Below are 17,042 nucleotides of genomic sequence, written 5' to 3'. Positions count from 1 at the left end.
CTGCTCGTAACCTCATCCCCAGCCCTTCTCCGAAGGAGAAGGGAGCAAGCCCACACTGTGGGCAAGGGCAAAACTTATTGCGAATTAATTGTCTGCAAGCACTACACTTCTCGGTCCTCCCCGCGCTAGCCGCTGCTCCCAGCCAGTAATCATGATAACGTGGTGTTGATGTTGGCAAACCGTTAGCCCTCAGACCCGGAGGGTCGTCTATCGTAACGAGGGGTGTGGTGCTAAAGTATTCCGTCTGTGGATGTGAAGTTATGAGGGTGGCTGAACAGCTTTGCTCGCTACTGCTCGTAACCTCATCCCCAGCCCTTCTCCGAAGGAGAAGGGAGCAAGCCCACACTGTGGGCAAGGGCAAAACTTATTGCGAATTAATTGTCTGCAAGCACTACACTTCTCGGTACCCCCGCGCTAGCCGCTGCTCCAGCCAGTAACCATGATAACGTGGTGTTGATGTTGGCAAATCATTAGCCCTCAGACCCGGAGGGTCGTCTATCGTAACGAGGGGTGTAGTGCGGGCCGGAGGTCCGCTATAACCCCTCGGGCCCCGTGCCAACCGCCCGCCCAGCCAGTAACCATGATAAGGTCGTAATAATGCTGGCAAACCGTTAGCCCTCAGACCCGGAGGGGCGTCTATCGTAACGAGGGGTGTGGTGCTAAAGTATTCCGTCTGTGGATGTGAAGTTATGAGGGTGGCTGAACAGCTTTGCTCGCTACTGCTCGTAACCTCATCCCCAGCCCTTCTCCGAAGGAGAAGGGAGCAAGCCCACACTGTGGGCAAGGGCAAAACTTATTGCGAATTAATTGTCTGCAAGCACTACACTTCTCGGTCCTCCCCGCGCTAGCCGCTGCTCCCAGCCAGTAATCATGATAACGTGGTGTTGATGTTGGCAAACCGTTAGCCCTCAGACCCGGAGGGTCGTCTATCGTAACGAGGGGTGTGGTGCTAAAGTATTCCGTCTGTGGATGTGAAGTTATGGGGGTGGCTGAACAGCTTTGCTCGCTACCGCTCGTAACCTCATCCCCAGCCCTTCTCCGAAGGAGAAGGGAGCAAGCCCACACAGTGGGCAAGGGCAAAACTTATTGCGAATTAATTGTCTGCAAGCACTACACTTCTCGGTACCCCCGCGCTAGCCGCTGCTCCAGCCAGTAACCATGATAACGTGGTGTTGATGTTGGCAAATCATTAGCCCTCAGACCCGGAGGGTCGTCTATCGTAACGAGGGGTGTAGTGCGGGCCGGAGGTCCGCTATAACCCCTCGGGCCCCGTGCCAACCGCCCGCCCAGCCAGTAACCATGATAAGGTCGTAATAATGCTGGCAAACCGTTAGCCCTCAGACCCGGAGGGGCGTCTATCGTAACGAGGGGTGTAGTGCTAAAGTATTCCGTCTGTGGATGTGAAGTTATGAGGGTGGCTGAACAGCTTTGCTCGCTACTGCTCGTAACCTCATCCCCAGCCCTTCTCCGAAGGAGAAGGGAGCAAGCCCACACTGTGGGAAAGGGCAAAACTTATTGCGAATTAGTTGTCTGCAAGCACTACACCTCTCGGTACCCCCGCACTAGCCGCTGCTCCCAGCCAGTAATAATGATAATGTAGTGGTGATGCTAGTAATACCGTTAGACTTGTAGCGTCTGGAAAGTTACCCACCAGAATGAACTGTAGACCGAGAGCGGGGTGAAATCCGGTTTAACGTGGCTTACTTGAAAAAGTCCGGAAACCCTACACCACATAACTAAGCCCCAGACACCCAAACAAGCCTACCAACGAAACCACCGTCTCCATCATCGTCCAGCTACGGAGGGTTTGCGGAACGGTAAGCCCAAAGTATTCTTTAAAGAGCCAGAAGCCGGTATCGTTTACGTGGCTGAGGGTAAGACTGCCGGCTCCGGTAGCCAGCACGAGGAGTTCCGGGCTGGCTGCGCCAGACTGGGCGAGGGGCAGGGCAATGCCCGCCGCCGTGATGGCGGCCACGGTGGCCGAACCCAGGGTGACGCGCAGTGCCGCGGCGATCATCCAGGCAATGAGGATGGGGTTGGCGTTGAAGCCCTCCAGAACCTGCACGATGTAATCGCTCGTTCCGCTGTCCACCAGCACCTGCTTGAAGGCGCCACCGGCGGCGATGATGAGCAGAACGGCCGCCATCGGGGCAAGCTGTTTGCCTACGCGGCCCATCAGCTTCGCGACGGGCGTACCCGATTGCCCTCCGAGTACGAACATCGCTACCAGAACACCGATCAACAACGCAATCGTCGCATCGGTCAGCAGTCCGGATTGAACGAGATCGGTGAAGAAACCCTGGCGGATAGCTTCTGACCCAACCTCAACTTCCTCTGCTCCTCCAACGAGACCCTGCACCAGCGTCCCCGCCGCCAAAAGTAAAACGGGCAGCAAAGCACAAAATACAGCAGCACCAAAGCTTGGTAGCTTATCAGGTAGGTCAGTCTCTTTGAAGGTCAGCGCTCCTTTGGTATGGGGCATGTTGCGCATGGTTCGGGCCAGCAACGGCCCGGCCAGTATCACCGAAGGAACACCCAGAATCAAACCATACATCAGCACTTTACCAATATCGGCTCCGTAGGTATTCGAGATGAGCATCGGAGCAGGGTGCGGTGGTAGAAAACCGTGAGTGACCGACAGCGATACCACCGTTGCCACGGCCACCATCGCCAGCGGAAGCTTTGCTTTCTCCGCCGCGCTGATGATGATTGGTGCCATCATCACGAAAGCCACGGTGTAGAACAGCGGAATCCCGATCAGGAAACCGACCAGACACAAACCCCAAAGGATCGACATGCCTTCGCGGCCAGCCACCAGTTTATCGGTAATCACCTTCGCCGCACCGGTCTCGGCAACAACGCCGCCCAGTACAGCTCCCAGACCAAGAATGATGGCCAAACCGCCAAGTGTACCACCAACGCCATTACCTACGGCAGTCATAGTGCCTTCAGGCCCCATCCCCAGCGCGAGCCCGGCACCAATGGCAACCAGTACAAGGGCAATGAAAGGGTGCCATTTGAGGCCAATAATGAGCCCGAGAAGGGCGAGAACTGCAATGAACGTAATTAGTATGGGCATGATGGTTCTTTAGATCGTTGCAGCAATGTACCAAAGAACCAACGAACTAACCCCCCAATTACTCTCCTTTCAGCACTACATCAAGAATACTGGGGAAACTGAGCACTGCTTCGCCCCATTTTTCTTTGATCGCTTTCTGATGCCCCAGCGCATACTTTTCCTGATAATTGTCAAATACCGTACGGGATTTGAAGGTCATCAACAGTGCGTAGGTTGGGCCATCAGTATCATCTACACCGAGTAAACGGGTCAGGTGGTACTTCTCTACGGTGCCGGATTCCATGACGGCAGGCAGGTAGGCACGTTCCATCCAACTGAGCCAGGCTGAGTGTTGGCGGGCATTTACTTTTGAGGTTACGTTGTAAATGAGCATTGTAGAAGAATAAAATCAGGGTGAAAGAAACAGAGGTAGGTGAATTGATAGTATCGAAACCTTTATCCCTTTACTCTCTGATGATGCTTGCCCCGAGTGCATTCAGGCGCTCATCAATGCGTTGGTAGCCCCGGTCGATCTGATGGATATTATCGATACGGCTGGTGCCTTCGGCAGACATCGCGGCGATGAGCAGCGATACTCCGGCACGAATGTCGGGCGAACTCATCGAGATGCCGCGCAGCGGCGCCCGCTTGTCAAGACCAATCACGGTAGCGCGGTGCGGATCACAGAGGATAATCTGAGCCCCCATATCGATTAGTTTATCGACGAAGAAAAGCCGGCTTTCAAACATCTTCTGATGGATGAGTACTGAACCGCGGGCCTGGATGGCGGTGACGAGCGCGATGCTCATCAGGTCGGGCGTGAAACCCGGCCATGGTGCATCGTAGAGCGTCATCAAACCTCCTTCGATGAAAGAGCCAATCTCGTAATGGTCCTGAGCTGGAATGTGAATATCGTCGTTAACGAAGTTCATCTTGATGCCAAGCCGTTGGAAGGTGCCGGGGATGAGGCCCAGTTGATCGAGGCGGACATCTTTGATCGTCAGATCGGAACCCGTCATAGCAGCCATACCGATGAAAGAGCCGATCTCGATCATGTCGGGCAGCATGCGGTGCTCCGTTCCGTTGAGGGTTTCAACCCCCTGGATTTTGAGCAGGTTGGACCCGATGCCCTCGATCTTCGCGCCCATGCGCACGAGCATTTTGCAAAGTTGCTGCAGGTAAGGTTCGCAGGCTGCGTTGTAGATGGTAGTTTCTCCTTTTGCGAGCACGGCGGCCATCACTACGTTTGCCGTACCGGTAACACTGATCTCCTCCATGTGGAGGTAGGTGCCCACCAACCCGTCGGTATTGAAGGTGTAGATGTGACGACTGGGGTCGTACTGGAAATCAGCGCCCATAGCCTGGAGGCCCAACAGGTGGGTATCCAAACGCCTGCGACCGATCTTGTCGCCGCCGGGTTTCGGTAAACTGGCCCGGCCGTAACGGCCGAGGAGCGGAGCAATGAGCATCACCGACCCACGAATTTTCTGTGCGTCGCGTACGTAGTCCTCACTCAGCACGTAATCAATGTCGATATCCTTCGCAGTGATCCGGACGCTCTCACGGCTGAGACGCTCGACTTTAGCCCCCAACCCGTCTACGAGGTCGATGATCTTATTGATGTCGAGGATGTCAGGCAGGTTCTCAATCAGTACCGGTTCTGCGGTGAGCAGGGTGGCGGAGATGATCTGCAGCGCTTCGTTCTTTGCGCCCTGAGGTATGATTTCGCCGGAAAGCTTGTGGCCTCCTTCTACGATGAAAGTTCCGTTATTCGTCATGGGAGCGAAGGTAGGGTTCGATTTTTGATTCTCGATTTTTGGCTCTCTGTTTTTAGTTTGCAACAGCATTTTTCTTTGTTTTGGTAGAGTAAAGGTGGGGTGAGAGACTTCTTGCTGTTGGTGTCATCAATAATTCGTTCCGGTCAATCAAGAATTCGCTGTCAAAGTACGGGAGTGAAAACGAAAAGCCGCCCGCAAGCAAAATGCTCACGGGCGGCTCTCCTTGAAAAAACGGACATGGTGCTAACTACCGACGCCGGTTCTTGTTCCGTCTGTTTTTACTGCGGTTACCTCCCCCCTGATTGTTCTGGTTGTTGGGCCGGTTGTTCTTTTTCTTTTTCTTCTTTTTGCGACCGGTTGGGTGTTGCTCCGGCTGGTTAGGGCCAGGGACTGCGATCTTAACTTCAGGGCCGAGAACGAGTTTTTTACCACTCAGCTCGTACAAATCCTTTCGGATCATCTCTTCGTTGACAAACTGACCGGAAGCCCAGCTGGTCAGGGCTATCTTCATGTAGTAGGCCGCGATGTAGGTAGCATGGTCGCGTTCGGGGCCCTCTTCCAACTCTGCTGCTTTCTTGATGAGCATCTGGACGTTTTGTCCGTAGTGCTTCATCCGGTTGCCGAGTTCGGGGTAAGGCAGGGCTTCAATTTGTTCTTCTTTTTCCTCTTCCAGGCTGATGCCTTCGGGAACAGTAACGTTCAGCGGCTCGCCCGCGATGATGAAAGCGTGCTTCCAGAGGCGCTCCTGATAGTTTTCCTGGGTTTTGATGCCCGGCTCCATCTGGAGCATTAACTTGATGACGCGTTCCACGTAAGCCTGGCGCTCGGCATCGTCTTCGATAGCGTTGGCTTTGCGCAGCAAAACCTGAACGGTGCGTCCGTATTCACTGATGATCAGTTCATCCTGAGTAGTGTTGTAGGCGATGTCCCATTCCATAATTGTTTCTTTAGTCTTTTGGTCTTTTAGTAAGTCGGGCTACCACATGGCTCCGGGGGTGATATACCGATCGGTTGGGCGCGGCCGCAGGTGCAAAGATAGTTTAACGCACGGCATTGAACGCCGGCATCTGGTTTGCTGCAGGTGCTGCAGCAAACCAGAGCAGACTTACTCTACGGTAACCGATTTAGCAAGGTTTCTCGGTTGATCAACGTTCTTCCCGAGCTCCACAGCAACGTGGTAGCTCAGCAATTGCATAGGAATGACCGACAGCAGCGGCGTCAGCGGCTCTTCCGTCGACGGAATCTCGATCACGTGATCCGCAATTCCTGCAATGGCTTTCTCCCCTTTATTGACGATGGCGATTACGCGGCCTTTACGGGCAACTACTTCCTGAACGTTGCTCACGATCTTATCGTAAGCAGACTTATTGGTTGCAGTAACGTAAACAGGCATATTCTCGTCGATCAGGGCGATAGGGCCGTGCTTCATCTCCGCTGCAGGGTAACCCTCGGCGTGAACGTAGCTGATTTCTTTGAGTTTCAGTGCTCCTTCCAGCGCAACGGGGAAGTTGTAGCCACGGCCCAGGTAAAGTGCATTGTGATGGTCTTTTACCTCACCGGCAATGTACTTGATGTGGTCGTTTTCCTTCAGGATTTCCTCCACTTTTTCCGGGATCAGTTCGAGCTCCCGAACCAGCGTCTGGAAGTAAGTATTGCTGATGGTACTCAGTTTGCGTGCAAGGCTGAGCGCCAGCAGTGTGAGTACAGTTACCTGGCCGGTAAAGGCCTTGGTACTTGCTACCCCGATTTCCGGACCGGCGTGGATGTAGCTTCCTGCGTCCGTCAGTCGGGCAATGCTTGAACCTACAGCATTCACGATGCCGTAGATCATGGCACCTTTCTTTTTTGCCAGTTCCAGCGCCGCCAGTGTATCGGCCGTTTCGCCGGATTGGCTGAGGGCAATAACGATGTCTCCTTCGCTCAGGATGGGGTTGCGGTAGCGGAACTCACTGGCGTACTCAACCTCGACGGGAATACGGGCGAGGTCCTCGATGAGGTACTCCCCGATGAGGCCGGAGTGGTAGCTCGTACCACAGGCAACGATAATGATCCGGTTGGCCCGTACAAAACGATTGGCAAACTCTTCCATGCCGCGCAGTGCAACCCGGCTTTCTTTGCTGCTGATGCGACCACGCATAGCATCACGGATGGTTCTTGGTTGCTCGTATATTTCTTTGAGCATGAAGTGGTCATAACCTTCTTTCTCCAAAGCTTCGATCTGCATGTCGAGCGTCTGGATAAAAGGAGGTTGATCCTCATTGTCGGTATTTTTTAGCTGGAGGCCTTTCGCCAGACTGATGGTTGCAATCTGGTTGTCCTCAAGGTATACTACCCGTTTGGTCGAGTCAAGGAAAGGCGAAGCATCGGACCCGATGAAGTATTCACCTTCGCCAATACCTACCACCAGGGGGCTTTGCTTACGCGCACCCACCATAACGTCAGGGTTGTCGCGGTCGATGACCGCAATAGCGTAGGCACCTTCCACCCGGCCGAGGGCCAGTCGTACGGCCTCTTCGAGGGGGAGGTTACCTTCTTTCTGAATTTCCTCGATGAGGTGTACCAGTACTTCAGTATCGGTTGCGCTGGAGAAAGAATGGCCTTCGGCAATCAACGCGCTTTTGAGTACGGCATAATTCTCGATGATACCGTTGTGGACCAAGGCGAGTCGGCCGCTGTTACCGGTATGTGGGTGGGCATTCGTGTCGTTCGGTTCACCGTGGGTAGCCCAACGTGTATGGCCAATCCCCAACGTGCCCGAAGTGTCTTCTTCCTTGATAAGCTTGCGAAGAGCTTTAACCTTTCCCGCTTTTTTATGAATCGTAAGAGTATCGTTCATGATGGCGATACCGGCACTGTCGTAGCCGCGGTACTCGAGGCGCTCGAGCCCTTTTATAATTAGTTCATCGGCCTGGCGTTTACCGATGTAACCTACTATTCCACACATATTAAAAGCTTAGTGAGTATACGACGAGAGACAGGAAAGATACTAAAATCGCCGATTTTCAATTAGGATTTGGGTTAATAACGCACGATAGGCTCACTTAGTTTTCCGGTGTTTAAGTCATCAGGACTATCGAACCTGTACGTTTGTGACGACAGAGTCAGGGCTGGGTAACACTTCCTCGTACCTTTGGTAGGCGACTAGTGCCCCGTCAGGCAATTATTGTCGCATTGTCTGCGGCGCCTTTCCGTCTCGCTAACGACCAAAATTCACCAGCATCTATTATGACATAGTCGACCTGACGGACCACTAAAAGGTCCTCATAGAGAGTTTATCCACCTACCTCGGTGAAGGTAACTTTAATGGTTGCGGGCCTTTCTGCAGCCTCAGGTCCGGAGAGGATGACTCGTCCCGGGTCTCTGTCTACCGGGAACACACGCATGTAGATGGTTGGAGGTACTTCTCCTTCGACCATTTGCTGCAGGTGTACCGAAAAGCGGGGGCGGTAGAAAACATTACCGTCATCGTCGGTCAGTTCATTGCCACCAAGGAAGTTGTTTACAACGGAAGTGAAATCGGAGTTTACCAAAAGTTGTCGGTCCAGGATCTGAACCAGATTGCCTTCATCGTTGCGGTAGAATAAAGCCACATAAGCAGGACCAGGGTAGGTCTCGTAACTGTAATCCTCTATCGTTTCCCGGAAGAATAGCATTTCTGCCTGATTGATCACTTTATCTTCCAGCATCGAAAGGTCCGGGAAGGTGATCTCGGTCATTACTCCACCCTGCCCCGAAAGGGCAATTTGCTCTAAGTCGTCACCATCTCCCAGGAGATTTCCGACTAAGCTGCCAGTATAGTCTTTTTCGTACCGTGGCAACGCGAGCGCCAACGGCATTCGGTAGAAGCGCTCGGTCATCGTTTCTGACGTGTCTTTGTAAAAGAAATAGAAACCGGATATAGTGGAAGAACAGAGGGTCGAAAACGGCTTAAGGCCCAACAAACCGTCAGGATCATTCTCCGTTTCAAGGTAAACCCCGGCTAAGAGAGTCGCCAGAGCGGAGTCAGAGTCGAAGGTTGCCTCGTCCCGAAGGTTAACCTGATCAAGGAATTCCTGATCGAACTTAAAACGGATATGTGAGGCTACGATACTATCGTTGTTGGTAGCGTAGAGCGTATCGTACAGCAGGGTTTCGGTGCGGGTGGCGGTAATAAGATCGCCGTCGTTTACGTCTTCGCCGTCGGCCAGCATCAGGTTGGAGTAGTAGTCTACATCATCGTCTACCCGGGTGGGGATCAACCCGGCACGGAAGTTGAACTCGCGGGCGGTGCCGTAAAAGTCATAGGCCGTATCGATGGGCATAATCAGCACAACAGAGTCGACGTTCCGGGCTGTATAGGCAAAGGGAGGAGGTGCAGGCAAGCCGGTGGTTGAACTGCGGACAAGGGCGGGCACTGCGTAAAAACTGTGTTTCGTAGCTCCAAATACATCGTCCTGGAGTTCACCGAAAGACATTCCGGAGATACAGATAAAATTCAAAGCATCGTAGGTGAACAGACTGTCGTTTTCAACAACACGGGTTGTGAAGGGAATATCTGTGGTTTGCCCGAGCACGGCACGGTCATCGCCCAGCAGGTCGGAGCCAACAGTAATAGGGTCGGTACAAGCTGTTAGTACGAAGAAGACAGTACAGGACAGGTAAAAGATGATTTGTTTCATTCGACGGGGGAAATGTAGTAATGTCGTCCTAAGGCGCTATCGATATGGTTGCCCGGACGTAAATAGAAAGGTGTAGACTAAAACAAGTCCTTTTCTCCGGGTGAAGAAAAGGACTTGTTCAGTTGGAAGAGACACCGAAGGAGTGTCAATGGTTGGTAAGATGTAGTCGGGCTGGCAAGCCAGCGGCTTGCTGCTCCTACAAAAGTACCAAACTATTTTGCTACTTCCTCTTCCAGAAGGCTATGGTAGAACTCCAGAGAAGCAGCTGGTGCTTCTTCTCCTTGCACATCGAGGACAGGAATGTCGAGGTTGGAAATCAGCGCAGTATTATGTTCGTTGAGCTCGGGAGAACCTTTGATAACGGCATCGGAGTACTTGATCGCTCCGGCGTGCAGATCGGGGGTGTCGCCGTTCATGAAGGGCGCGAGGTCTTCTTCAGAGAGCGCGTTGATGCTGGCCTTCATCGCGAAGTCAGGGTCAATGTGGTCTTCAGCTCCCTGTTGGTAAAGGCTGTAGACGATTTTGCTGTTTTCGAAGAGTGGCTCGGTGTTGTAGGCCGTCCGCAGGTAGAAAGGGATGAGGCTTGTCATCCAGCCGTGACAGGCGATGATGTCTGGTGGCCAGCCGAATTTCTTAACAGTCTCGATCACGCCTTTGCAGAAAAAGGCAGTCCGGTCGGCGTTATCGTCGAACGGCTTTCCTTCTTTGTCGTGGTGAACGAATTTGCGCTTGAAGAAGTCCTCATTGTCGAGGAAGTATACTTGCATACGCACGCTCTTCTCGGCCAGTGAAGCAACCTTGATGATGAGGGGGTAATCGTTATCATCAACGATTATATTCATGCCTGAAAGGCGGACAACTTCGTGCAGACGATGGCGGCGTTCATTGATGGTGCCGTAGCGCGGCATAAGCACGCGGATTTCCATCTTGTTTTTCTGCAGGTGGGGGGCCAGGGCCCTTACGGTAGTAGATATATCGTTCAACGCGGTGTACGGATCCATCTCCTGGGTGACAATTAGCACCTTCTGTTTACTCATATCGCTGTCGGTATCAATTTGGGCGGCCAACGGGGCTCGCCGAGGTTTTTCTAAATCATAACAAGCAACCGTTATTGCCCGTCGTTTTGCGGCTGAGAATCTACTCTCTGCCTCTAAGCTGGCTGCAAATTTACGAAATATTATGCACACGGGCTATCTTCGCGGCCCTTTGGAGCTGAGCCACGGTATCGCAGAGTCGCTGAATTGTTACTGAAAGTACCGTTCCGAACGTTTTACTTTCCCAGCGCAGCAAAGGAACAAAGCGCCGCAGGGGCTAGTGTTTACGCTCCTTCGGAGCAGTTTCAATCAATAAACTTTACCCTGCACCTGCGCCCTCGCCCTTATACATAAAACATGCGTACTTACAAAACAGCCAAGGCCCTGCAAAAGGCCCTGCCGAAAGACAAAACGATTGCTTACGTGCCCACCATGGGCGCGCTGCACGCCGGGCACATGGCGCTGGTTGAGGCTGCGGCCCAATCACACGATGTCGTGGTGGCAAGTATTTTTGTTAATCCAACCCAGTTCAACGATGAAACGGATCTGGATACTTACCCGCGTACGCCCAAATCCGACGCTGCGCTCCTCAAAAAGCACGGCTGTAAATACCTCTACCTGCCCGGCGTCAACGATATCTACCCAAATGGAACAGAGCATTCGGCGGCTGAAGGAATAGACTTCGGCCCGCTGACCGCAACGATGGAGGGAGCCAACCGACCAGGCCACTTCGATGGAGTAGCTCAGGTGGTGAGCAGGTTGCTCGAAATCGTACAGCCCACCACGCTGGTACTGGGGCAGAAAGACTACCAACAAGTGGCGGTGATCCGGGCCATGGTGCAACGGCTGGATATTCCGGTGAGTATTCTTGTCGTCCCTACGGTACGAGCCAAAGACGGCCTGGCCCTCAGCAGCCGCAATAAGCGACTCAACAAGAAAGAACGGGTAGCGGCCGGAACCATCAACGTGCAACTGGCCGCCGTAGCAGCAGGGCTCAGAGCCGGCTGGCCGGTGGATGTATTGGAGCAACTCGCGCTTAGTGGCCTTGGCCAGAATGATCTTTTAGACCCCGAATATGTTCAGATATTTGACGGGGATACTTTACTGCCTTACCTGGATGGAGATAATGTGCGCGAGCTCGTGGTGGCAACCGCAGTTCAATGCGGTCCGGTCAGGTTAATCGATAACCGGATCGTTAATCAATCCAACTCTTAACGCCATAATAACGTTCCTTTCGCGACTTTCCGTCGTCTAATTGTTGTCAACACAACTATTTATTGCCCCAATTCAAAGTAATCATGCTGATTCAACGTTTCAAAGGAAAAATTCACCGCGTAAAAGTTACTGAGGCTAACCTCAATTACGTGGGCTCCATCACTATCGACGGTAAGTTGCTTGACGCAGCAGGTATCATCGAGGGCGAGAAGGTCCAGATTGTTAACAACAATAATGGTGAACGTATCGAGACCTACACTATCCGTGGAGAGGAAGGCTCGGGGATTATCTGTCTTAACGGCGCCGCTGCGCGCCGCTGTCAGCCGGGAGACCTCGTGATCATTATTGCTTACGGATACATGACCACCGAGGAAGCCCTGGCTTTTGAGCCTAAGGTGGTGTTCCCCGACGATGACAACCAGATATAACCCACCCGGTGCCGCTGCCGGCGGCACCGAATGTTGTTCTCCCGCCCTGAGAACAGCACTCAAAGGCCGGTAGCATACGGTTTTGAGAGAGTCGATGTTGATTTTAGCCAGTACTTTCTGAACCTTGCCCGGTTTGGGCGTTTTTATGCCAACCGTGAAGATGTCCGATTACGGGGATGTAACCTTTATGTAAGGCTATCTCCGTCTGCGGGGTAGTATTCTATTCGTACCGCAAAGACTCGATGGGGTCAAGAGCTGCAGCCCGCATGGCAGGGTAGAGTCCGGAAAGAAGACCTACAACAGTACAAACAACCAATGCGAGCCCGATCCACAGCCAGGGGACGATGAAGCCGCCGCCGGTGGCGTAAGCTACCAGGTTGCCGATGGCAACCCCTCCGATGATGCCAAGTATACCACCAAGCTGACAGATAACGATCGCTTCGATCAGGAACTGCAGCAGTACGTTTCGGCGCGTTGCGCCGAGTGCTTTACGGACACCTATTTCGCGGGTTCGCTCGGTTACTGTTACAAGCATGATGTTCATCAGGCCGATGGCGGCACCGAGCAGGGTCATCAGGCCAATTGCTACGGCTGCTGCGCGCAGGGTGACAGTATTGTCTTTGATGATCGATACAAGATCGGAACTGTTGACTACTTCGAAATCGTTCTCCTCTCCGGCGCGGAGTCGCCGGACGTTACGCATCGTGACGGTCGCTTCGGCCATTGCTGCCTCCACCCCGGTTGGGTCGGAAATAGCGATGAGTATGGCGTAATTCGTACGGCTGCTTCCGTAAAAGCGCTTTCCGGTCTGGAGTGGAATCAGTACGCGTTTGTCCTGGTTGCCGGCCATGCTCGATCCTTTACTTTTCAGTGTACCTACTACTCTTAGACGGAGTGAACCTGCCGTGATTTCTTGTCCGATCGCCTTTTCGGGATTATCGTTGAAGAGTTCCTCCACCAGGGCTGATCCGATGATGCAGATGTTACCGCCTTCGGCCACTTCGGTATAGCTGAAGTTGCGCCCCTGAGATATTTCAAAGCCTTTGGCATCGAGATAATTGGTGCTCATGGCGAAGATCGCAGCGTTGGGGTTGGTTTCTCTGTCTCCGTATTTCACTACCGTTGCGCCGGTGCAGGCGAAACTGATGCTCACTTCGGCGGGGTAGTTGTACCGATCGGCAAACTCCGTGGCCTGATCGTAGGTGAAAGGGTCAGACTGTTTACGCGGACCACGGCGGCGGCCACCGCCACTACCTTGTAGGTTAGTACTTACCCGCTCTATTTCGATGGTATTGGCTCCAAGACTGGAGAGGTTAGACGACAGCGAGTAGATCGCGGCATCGATGGCTGTCAGGATTCCGACCAGGGCCATAATGCCCACCGCAATAATCATGGTAGTGAGCAAGGCTCTGAGCAGATTTGCCATTACACTGCGCCAGGCGACGCGGAAATTTTCCATTAGATCCATGTGGCCGAAGGTATATTGGTTGCTCGGTCTTTTATTGGTTTTGGTCCCGCTTTTCGACGAAAGGACGGGATTGCTCGGCGGACTTCGTGTTTTTACGAAGACTCCGTAGGGTTGAGCCTGGGTAGAATGCCGATCTCTGCCCGGGCGGCGGTTGGTACATATGCTATCCCACACCCGGCGGATGGTAGCGGAGAGCTGGCATATTCAAAATCGGAGACGATCAAAAAGCAGGGCCGTCTATCTTTGCGGCATGTCATTGAAAAAACTTGGCGGAGAGACGATCGTTTACGGCTTCAGCAACATTTTGGGCAGAATGCTCAATTTCGTGCTGGTTACCTATTTCATTACACGGCTGATGCCTGCGGAAGAGTACGGTGTGGTGGGCGGTCTGATGTTTTATACGGCCTTGCTGATTGCCGTCCTGGTGTTCAGGATGGATACCGTTGTGTTTCGTTACGCCAGCCGCGATGAATACAGCGCGCCGGCCGTTTTCCGCAAAGCCCAGCGGGTGGTGACGGTGGCGGTGGTCTCCGTGTTGGGGGCAATGCTGCTATTTGCGCCCCAGTTGGCCGATTGGCTGGAATACCCCGATCGGGTGGTGTACGTGCAGCTGGTCATCTTTACCGTTGCGTTCGATGCGCTGAGTGCCGTGCCGCTGGCCCGTTTACGGCTTGAGCAGCGCGCGTGGTTCTTCGTCTTTGTAAACCTGGGGAACGTCGTTGTCAACATCACCCTCATTTTTCTTCTGCTCTACGTGTGGCGCTGGAACGCCGGCTACGTAACGGAACACTGGGGAATAAGCTATAACGCCGATTACCAGGTGGGCTACTACCTGCTGTGTATTGCGCTCGCATCGGCCTTCCGGTACGTATTCCTGCTGGTCGACGGACTGCGGCGTTACGGCAAAAAGACCGGCCCGGTTCCGGCACTCAGAACGATGCTGAACTATAGTTTGCCGCTCACGGTGGTGGGCGTTGCGGGAATCATCAACTTTCTGATCGCCCCCGAGCTGATCAAATTCTGGCACGGAGGTTCGGTTACGGAGAACCTGCGGTACGCGGGGTATTTCAATGCGGCAACGAAACTGGCGGTTTTCCTCAACCTGTTCATCACCGCTTACAACTATGCTGCCGAGCCGTTCTTCTTCCGGCAGGCGGGCAAAGATGTGGCTACTGCCGACCGGCAGATATACGCCGATGCAGCCCGGGCTTACGCCATCGTTGCTACCCTGGCCTCGGCCGCAATTTTGCTGTTTTTACCGTGGTTGGAGCGCTTCATCGACGCCGAGGAGCGCGCGGGGCTGTACGTACTGCCGATCCTGCTGGCCGCTAACTTCTTCTTTGGTTTGTACTCCAACCTCAGCGTAGCCTACAAACTCACCGACAAAACCATCTATGGCGGTGCGGTGGCAACGGTGGGCAGCGTGATTGTCATCGGCGGTGGCATCCTGTTCGTGCCGGATTACGGCATCGCGGCCATGGCCTGGGCAATGCTGAGCTGTTTCATCGTCATGTGCTTTCTGGCCTGGCTGGTGTCGCGTAAATTCTTCCCGGTGAACTACCCGTGGAGCAGGATCGCGATATATGCTGGTCTGGCGTGCCTGGCCGTGTATTCAGCTACGCTGTTTACGGGGCAAGCAGGCGACGGAGCGCAGGGTGCAATGGCGGTTAGAGGAGCAATGTTCGTGGCTTTAATGGTAGTTTTCTGGCTTCTGGAAAGAAACTGGATCCGCAGCACGTTCCTGAATGGGGAGTCAGGATAAAAGCTGACTACCTACTAATTGCTCCTTAGCCCGATATTGCCCGCCCTAACCAGTATGAAATGAAAAAATCAGGAGGCCCCGTAAAGAAGTTTTCCCTCGCTAAAGATCTCGTAAAGGGACACATGGAGGATCAACGAAAACGGCCCTTACCCGACTTTGATGACACCGAAACGACGTTCGCTCACCTCTCCGATGCCGACCTTAAACACAGTGGCCGGATGTTTAGCCTGATGGGCAAGACCTGGCTCACTGATATCATGTCTGCCCTTGGTGTGCCTGCCGTCAAAATGGGATTGCCCGGCGCAGCATGGGGAGTAAAGAATACCGTGTACCGTCAGTTCGTGGGCGGGACAAGTCTGGTGGATGCCCTGCCGACCATCGAGAAGCTTTACGAGCAGAACGTGACGAGTATCCTCGACTACGGAGCCGAAGCCAAGAGTTCCACCGAGGATTACAACAACTTCATGAAGGAGACCCTCAGGGGAATCGAGTTTAGTGGCGAGGCCCCTGCGGCAAACGCGGTAGTAGTGAAAGTAACTGCTCTTGCCCCGGACTCGATGCTGACCCACCTGAACGACGCGCCACTGGATTTCGACGATGCCACCCTCGCACAGCTCCAGGTTACCGTGAAGCGGCTCGATGCCATCTGTGCGCAGGCGGAAAAGCGGGGCGTTCACATCTACATCGACGGAGAAGAAAGCTGGATGCAGAACACCATAGACCAGCTTGCCGACCGGATGATGGCCCGCTACAACCGGGAAAAAATAATTGTGCACAATACCTTTCAACTATACCGGCACGACCGGTTGGAGTTTTTGAAAGCGAGCCACGAAAAAGCCAGAAGAGAAGGCTACAAACTTGGCACTAAGCTCGTTCGCGGTGCATACATGGTTAAAGAAAATGCCCGCGCCAAAGAGATGGGATATCCTACACCGATTCAGCCCAGCCTGGAAGCAACCCACCGCGACTTCAACGAAGCCCTGCGCTACTGCATCGAGCATGTCAACGAAATTTCAAGCTGCGTGGGCACCCACAACGAAGACTCTGTCCGGCTGATGACGGAACTGATCCGGGATAACGATATTCCACGTAACCATCCTAATATTCGCTGCGCGCAACTGTTCGGGATGTCCGATAATCTTACGTTCAATCTCGCTGCAGAAGGCTACAACGCCTCCAAGTATCTGGTGTACGGGCCTGTCTCTGAAGTGCTGCCCTACCTGGTGAGACGGGCGCAAGAGAATGCTTCGGTGACGGGGGAGATGGGGCGTGAATTGAAGATGATCCGAAAAGAGATAGAGCGCCGGCGCTCTAAAGCTACTGCGAAGTAGTTAGTGTGAGTCACAATGGTCCGCTACAGTTTGTAGCCAATGAGATGACTTTACTTCCGTGCTTAGCAAATCTTGCAGGGTGGCAACAGCGTCATATCTCGTCATACATCTCGTCTCACCTTGCCTGCCGGCGGCCTTCTTTAACGGGGTAAAGAAGCAAACCCCTCGGGCTGTGTCTCCGGCTGATCACTAATTCGGTCACTGCTGGCCTAAAAAGCAAAAACTCGCCATCAAACTTGCCCTTCGAAGTCTTGTGACCGTCGGGTATAATAGCCATTCGGAAATGCAGCCGCTCCGTTTTGGCTCATAC

General features: G+C 53.4%; 12 protein-coding genes. 4 read left to right on the top strand and 8 right to left on the bottom strand.

The window, feature by feature from the left end:
- Positions 1–1,723: 1,723 nt before the first annotated feature.
- The 7 genes from FUA23_RS04965 to FUA23_RS04935 form a co-directional block, all read right to left on the bottom strand.
- Positions 1,724–3,079 carry a gluconate:H+ symporter gene (locus tag FUA23_RS04965; protein ID WP_147929620.1) on the bottom strand — a complete coding sequence of 452 codons (1,356 nt, stop codon included), beginning with the start codon at positions 3,077–3,079 and terminating at the stop codon, positions 1,724–1,726.
- Between the two features lie 58 nt (positions 3,080–3,137).
- Complete coding sequence (locus FUA23_RS04960; protein ID WP_147929619.1) at positions 3,138–3,452, bottom strand: DUF4286 family protein; 315 nt, start codon at positions 3,450–3,452, stop codon at positions 3,138–3,140.
- A 70-nt stretch (positions 3,453–3,522) separates the two neighbouring features.
- A complete protein-coding gene (murA, locus tag FUA23_RS04955; protein WP_147929618.1) occupies positions 3,523–4,836 on the bottom strand; it encodes a UDP-N-acetylglucosamine 1-carboxyvinyltransferase in 1,314 nt (437 codons plus the stop codon).
- A gap of 247 nt (positions 4,837–5,083) precedes the next feature.
- Positions 5,084–5,773, bottom strand: a complete 690-nt coding sequence (locus FUA23_RS04950; protein ID WP_147929617.1) for a DUF4290 domain-containing protein — start codon at positions 5,771–5,773, stop codon at positions 5,084–5,086.
- Between the two features lie 168 nt (positions 5,774–5,941).
- On the bottom strand, positions 5,942–7,780 hold the full coding sequence (gene glmS, locus FUA23_RS04945) for a glutamine--fructose-6-phosphate transaminase (isomerizing) (protein WP_147929616.1): 1,839 nt from the start codon (positions 7,778–7,780) through the stop codon (positions 5,942–5,944).
- A gap of 328 nt (positions 7,781–8,108) precedes the next feature.
- The gene (locus FUA23_RS04940; RefSeq protein ID WP_147929615.1) at positions 8,109–9,494 is read right to left on the bottom strand and encodes a DUF4270 family protein; all 1,386 of its coding nucleotides are present in this window, start codon (positions 9,492–9,494) and stop codon (positions 8,109–8,111) included.
- A 212-nt stretch (positions 9,495–9,706) separates the two neighbouring features.
- Positions 9,707–10,531 carry a glycogen/starch synthase gene (locus FUA23_RS04935; RefSeq protein ID WP_147929614.1) on the bottom strand — a complete coding sequence of 275 codons (825 nt, stop codon included), beginning with the start codon at positions 10,529–10,531 and terminating at the stop codon, positions 9,707–9,709.
- Positions 10,532–10,885: 354 nt separating this feature from the next.
- On the opposite strand from FUA23_RS04935, the gene panC reads away from it, so the two are divergent.
- Positions 10,886–11,743: a pantoate--beta-alanine ligase gene (panC, locus tag FUA23_RS04930; RefSeq protein WP_147929613.1), complete on the top strand. Its 858-nt coding sequence runs from the start codon at positions 10,886–10,888 to the stop codon at positions 11,741–11,743.
- Between the two features lie 83 nt (positions 11,744–11,826).
- Positions 11,827–12,171 carry an aspartate 1-decarboxylase gene (gene panD / locus FUA23_RS04925; RefSeq protein WP_147929612.1) on the top strand — a complete coding sequence of 115 codons (345 nt, stop codon included), beginning with the start codon at positions 11,827–11,829 and terminating at the stop codon, positions 12,169–12,171.
- Positions 12,172–12,391: 220 nt separating this feature from the next.
- Here the strand turns inward: panD and FUA23_RS04920 are convergent, their stop codons facing one another.
- Entirely contained in the window at positions 12,392–13,639 is a 1,248-nt protein-coding gene (locus FUA23_RS04920) for an ABC transporter permease (RefSeq protein ID WP_147929611.1), read from the bottom strand.
- Between the two features lie 250 nt (positions 13,640–13,889).
- On the opposite strand from FUA23_RS04920, the gene FUA23_RS04915 reads away from it, so the two are divergent.
- Positions 13,890–15,401, top strand: a complete 1,512-nt coding sequence (locus tag FUA23_RS04915; protein ID WP_147929610.1) for a lipopolysaccharide biosynthesis protein — start codon at positions 13,890–13,892, stop codon at positions 15,399–15,401.
- A gap of 59 nt (positions 15,402–15,460) precedes the next feature.
- Positions 15,461–16,732 carry a proline dehydrogenase family protein gene (locus tag FUA23_RS04910; RefSeq protein WP_147929609.1) on the top strand — a complete coding sequence of 424 codons (1,272 nt, stop codon included), beginning with the start codon at positions 15,461–15,463 and terminating at the stop codon, positions 16,730–16,732.
- Positions 16,733–17,042 lie beyond the last annotated feature (310 nt).

Source organism: Neolewinella aurantiaca (assembly GCF_008014675.1).
Classification (GTDB): domain Bacteria; phylum Bacteroidota; class Bacteroidia; order Chitinophagales; family Saprospiraceae; genus Neolewinella; species Neolewinella aurantiaca.
This window is presented reverse-complemented; position numbering and strand designations above follow the sequence as displayed.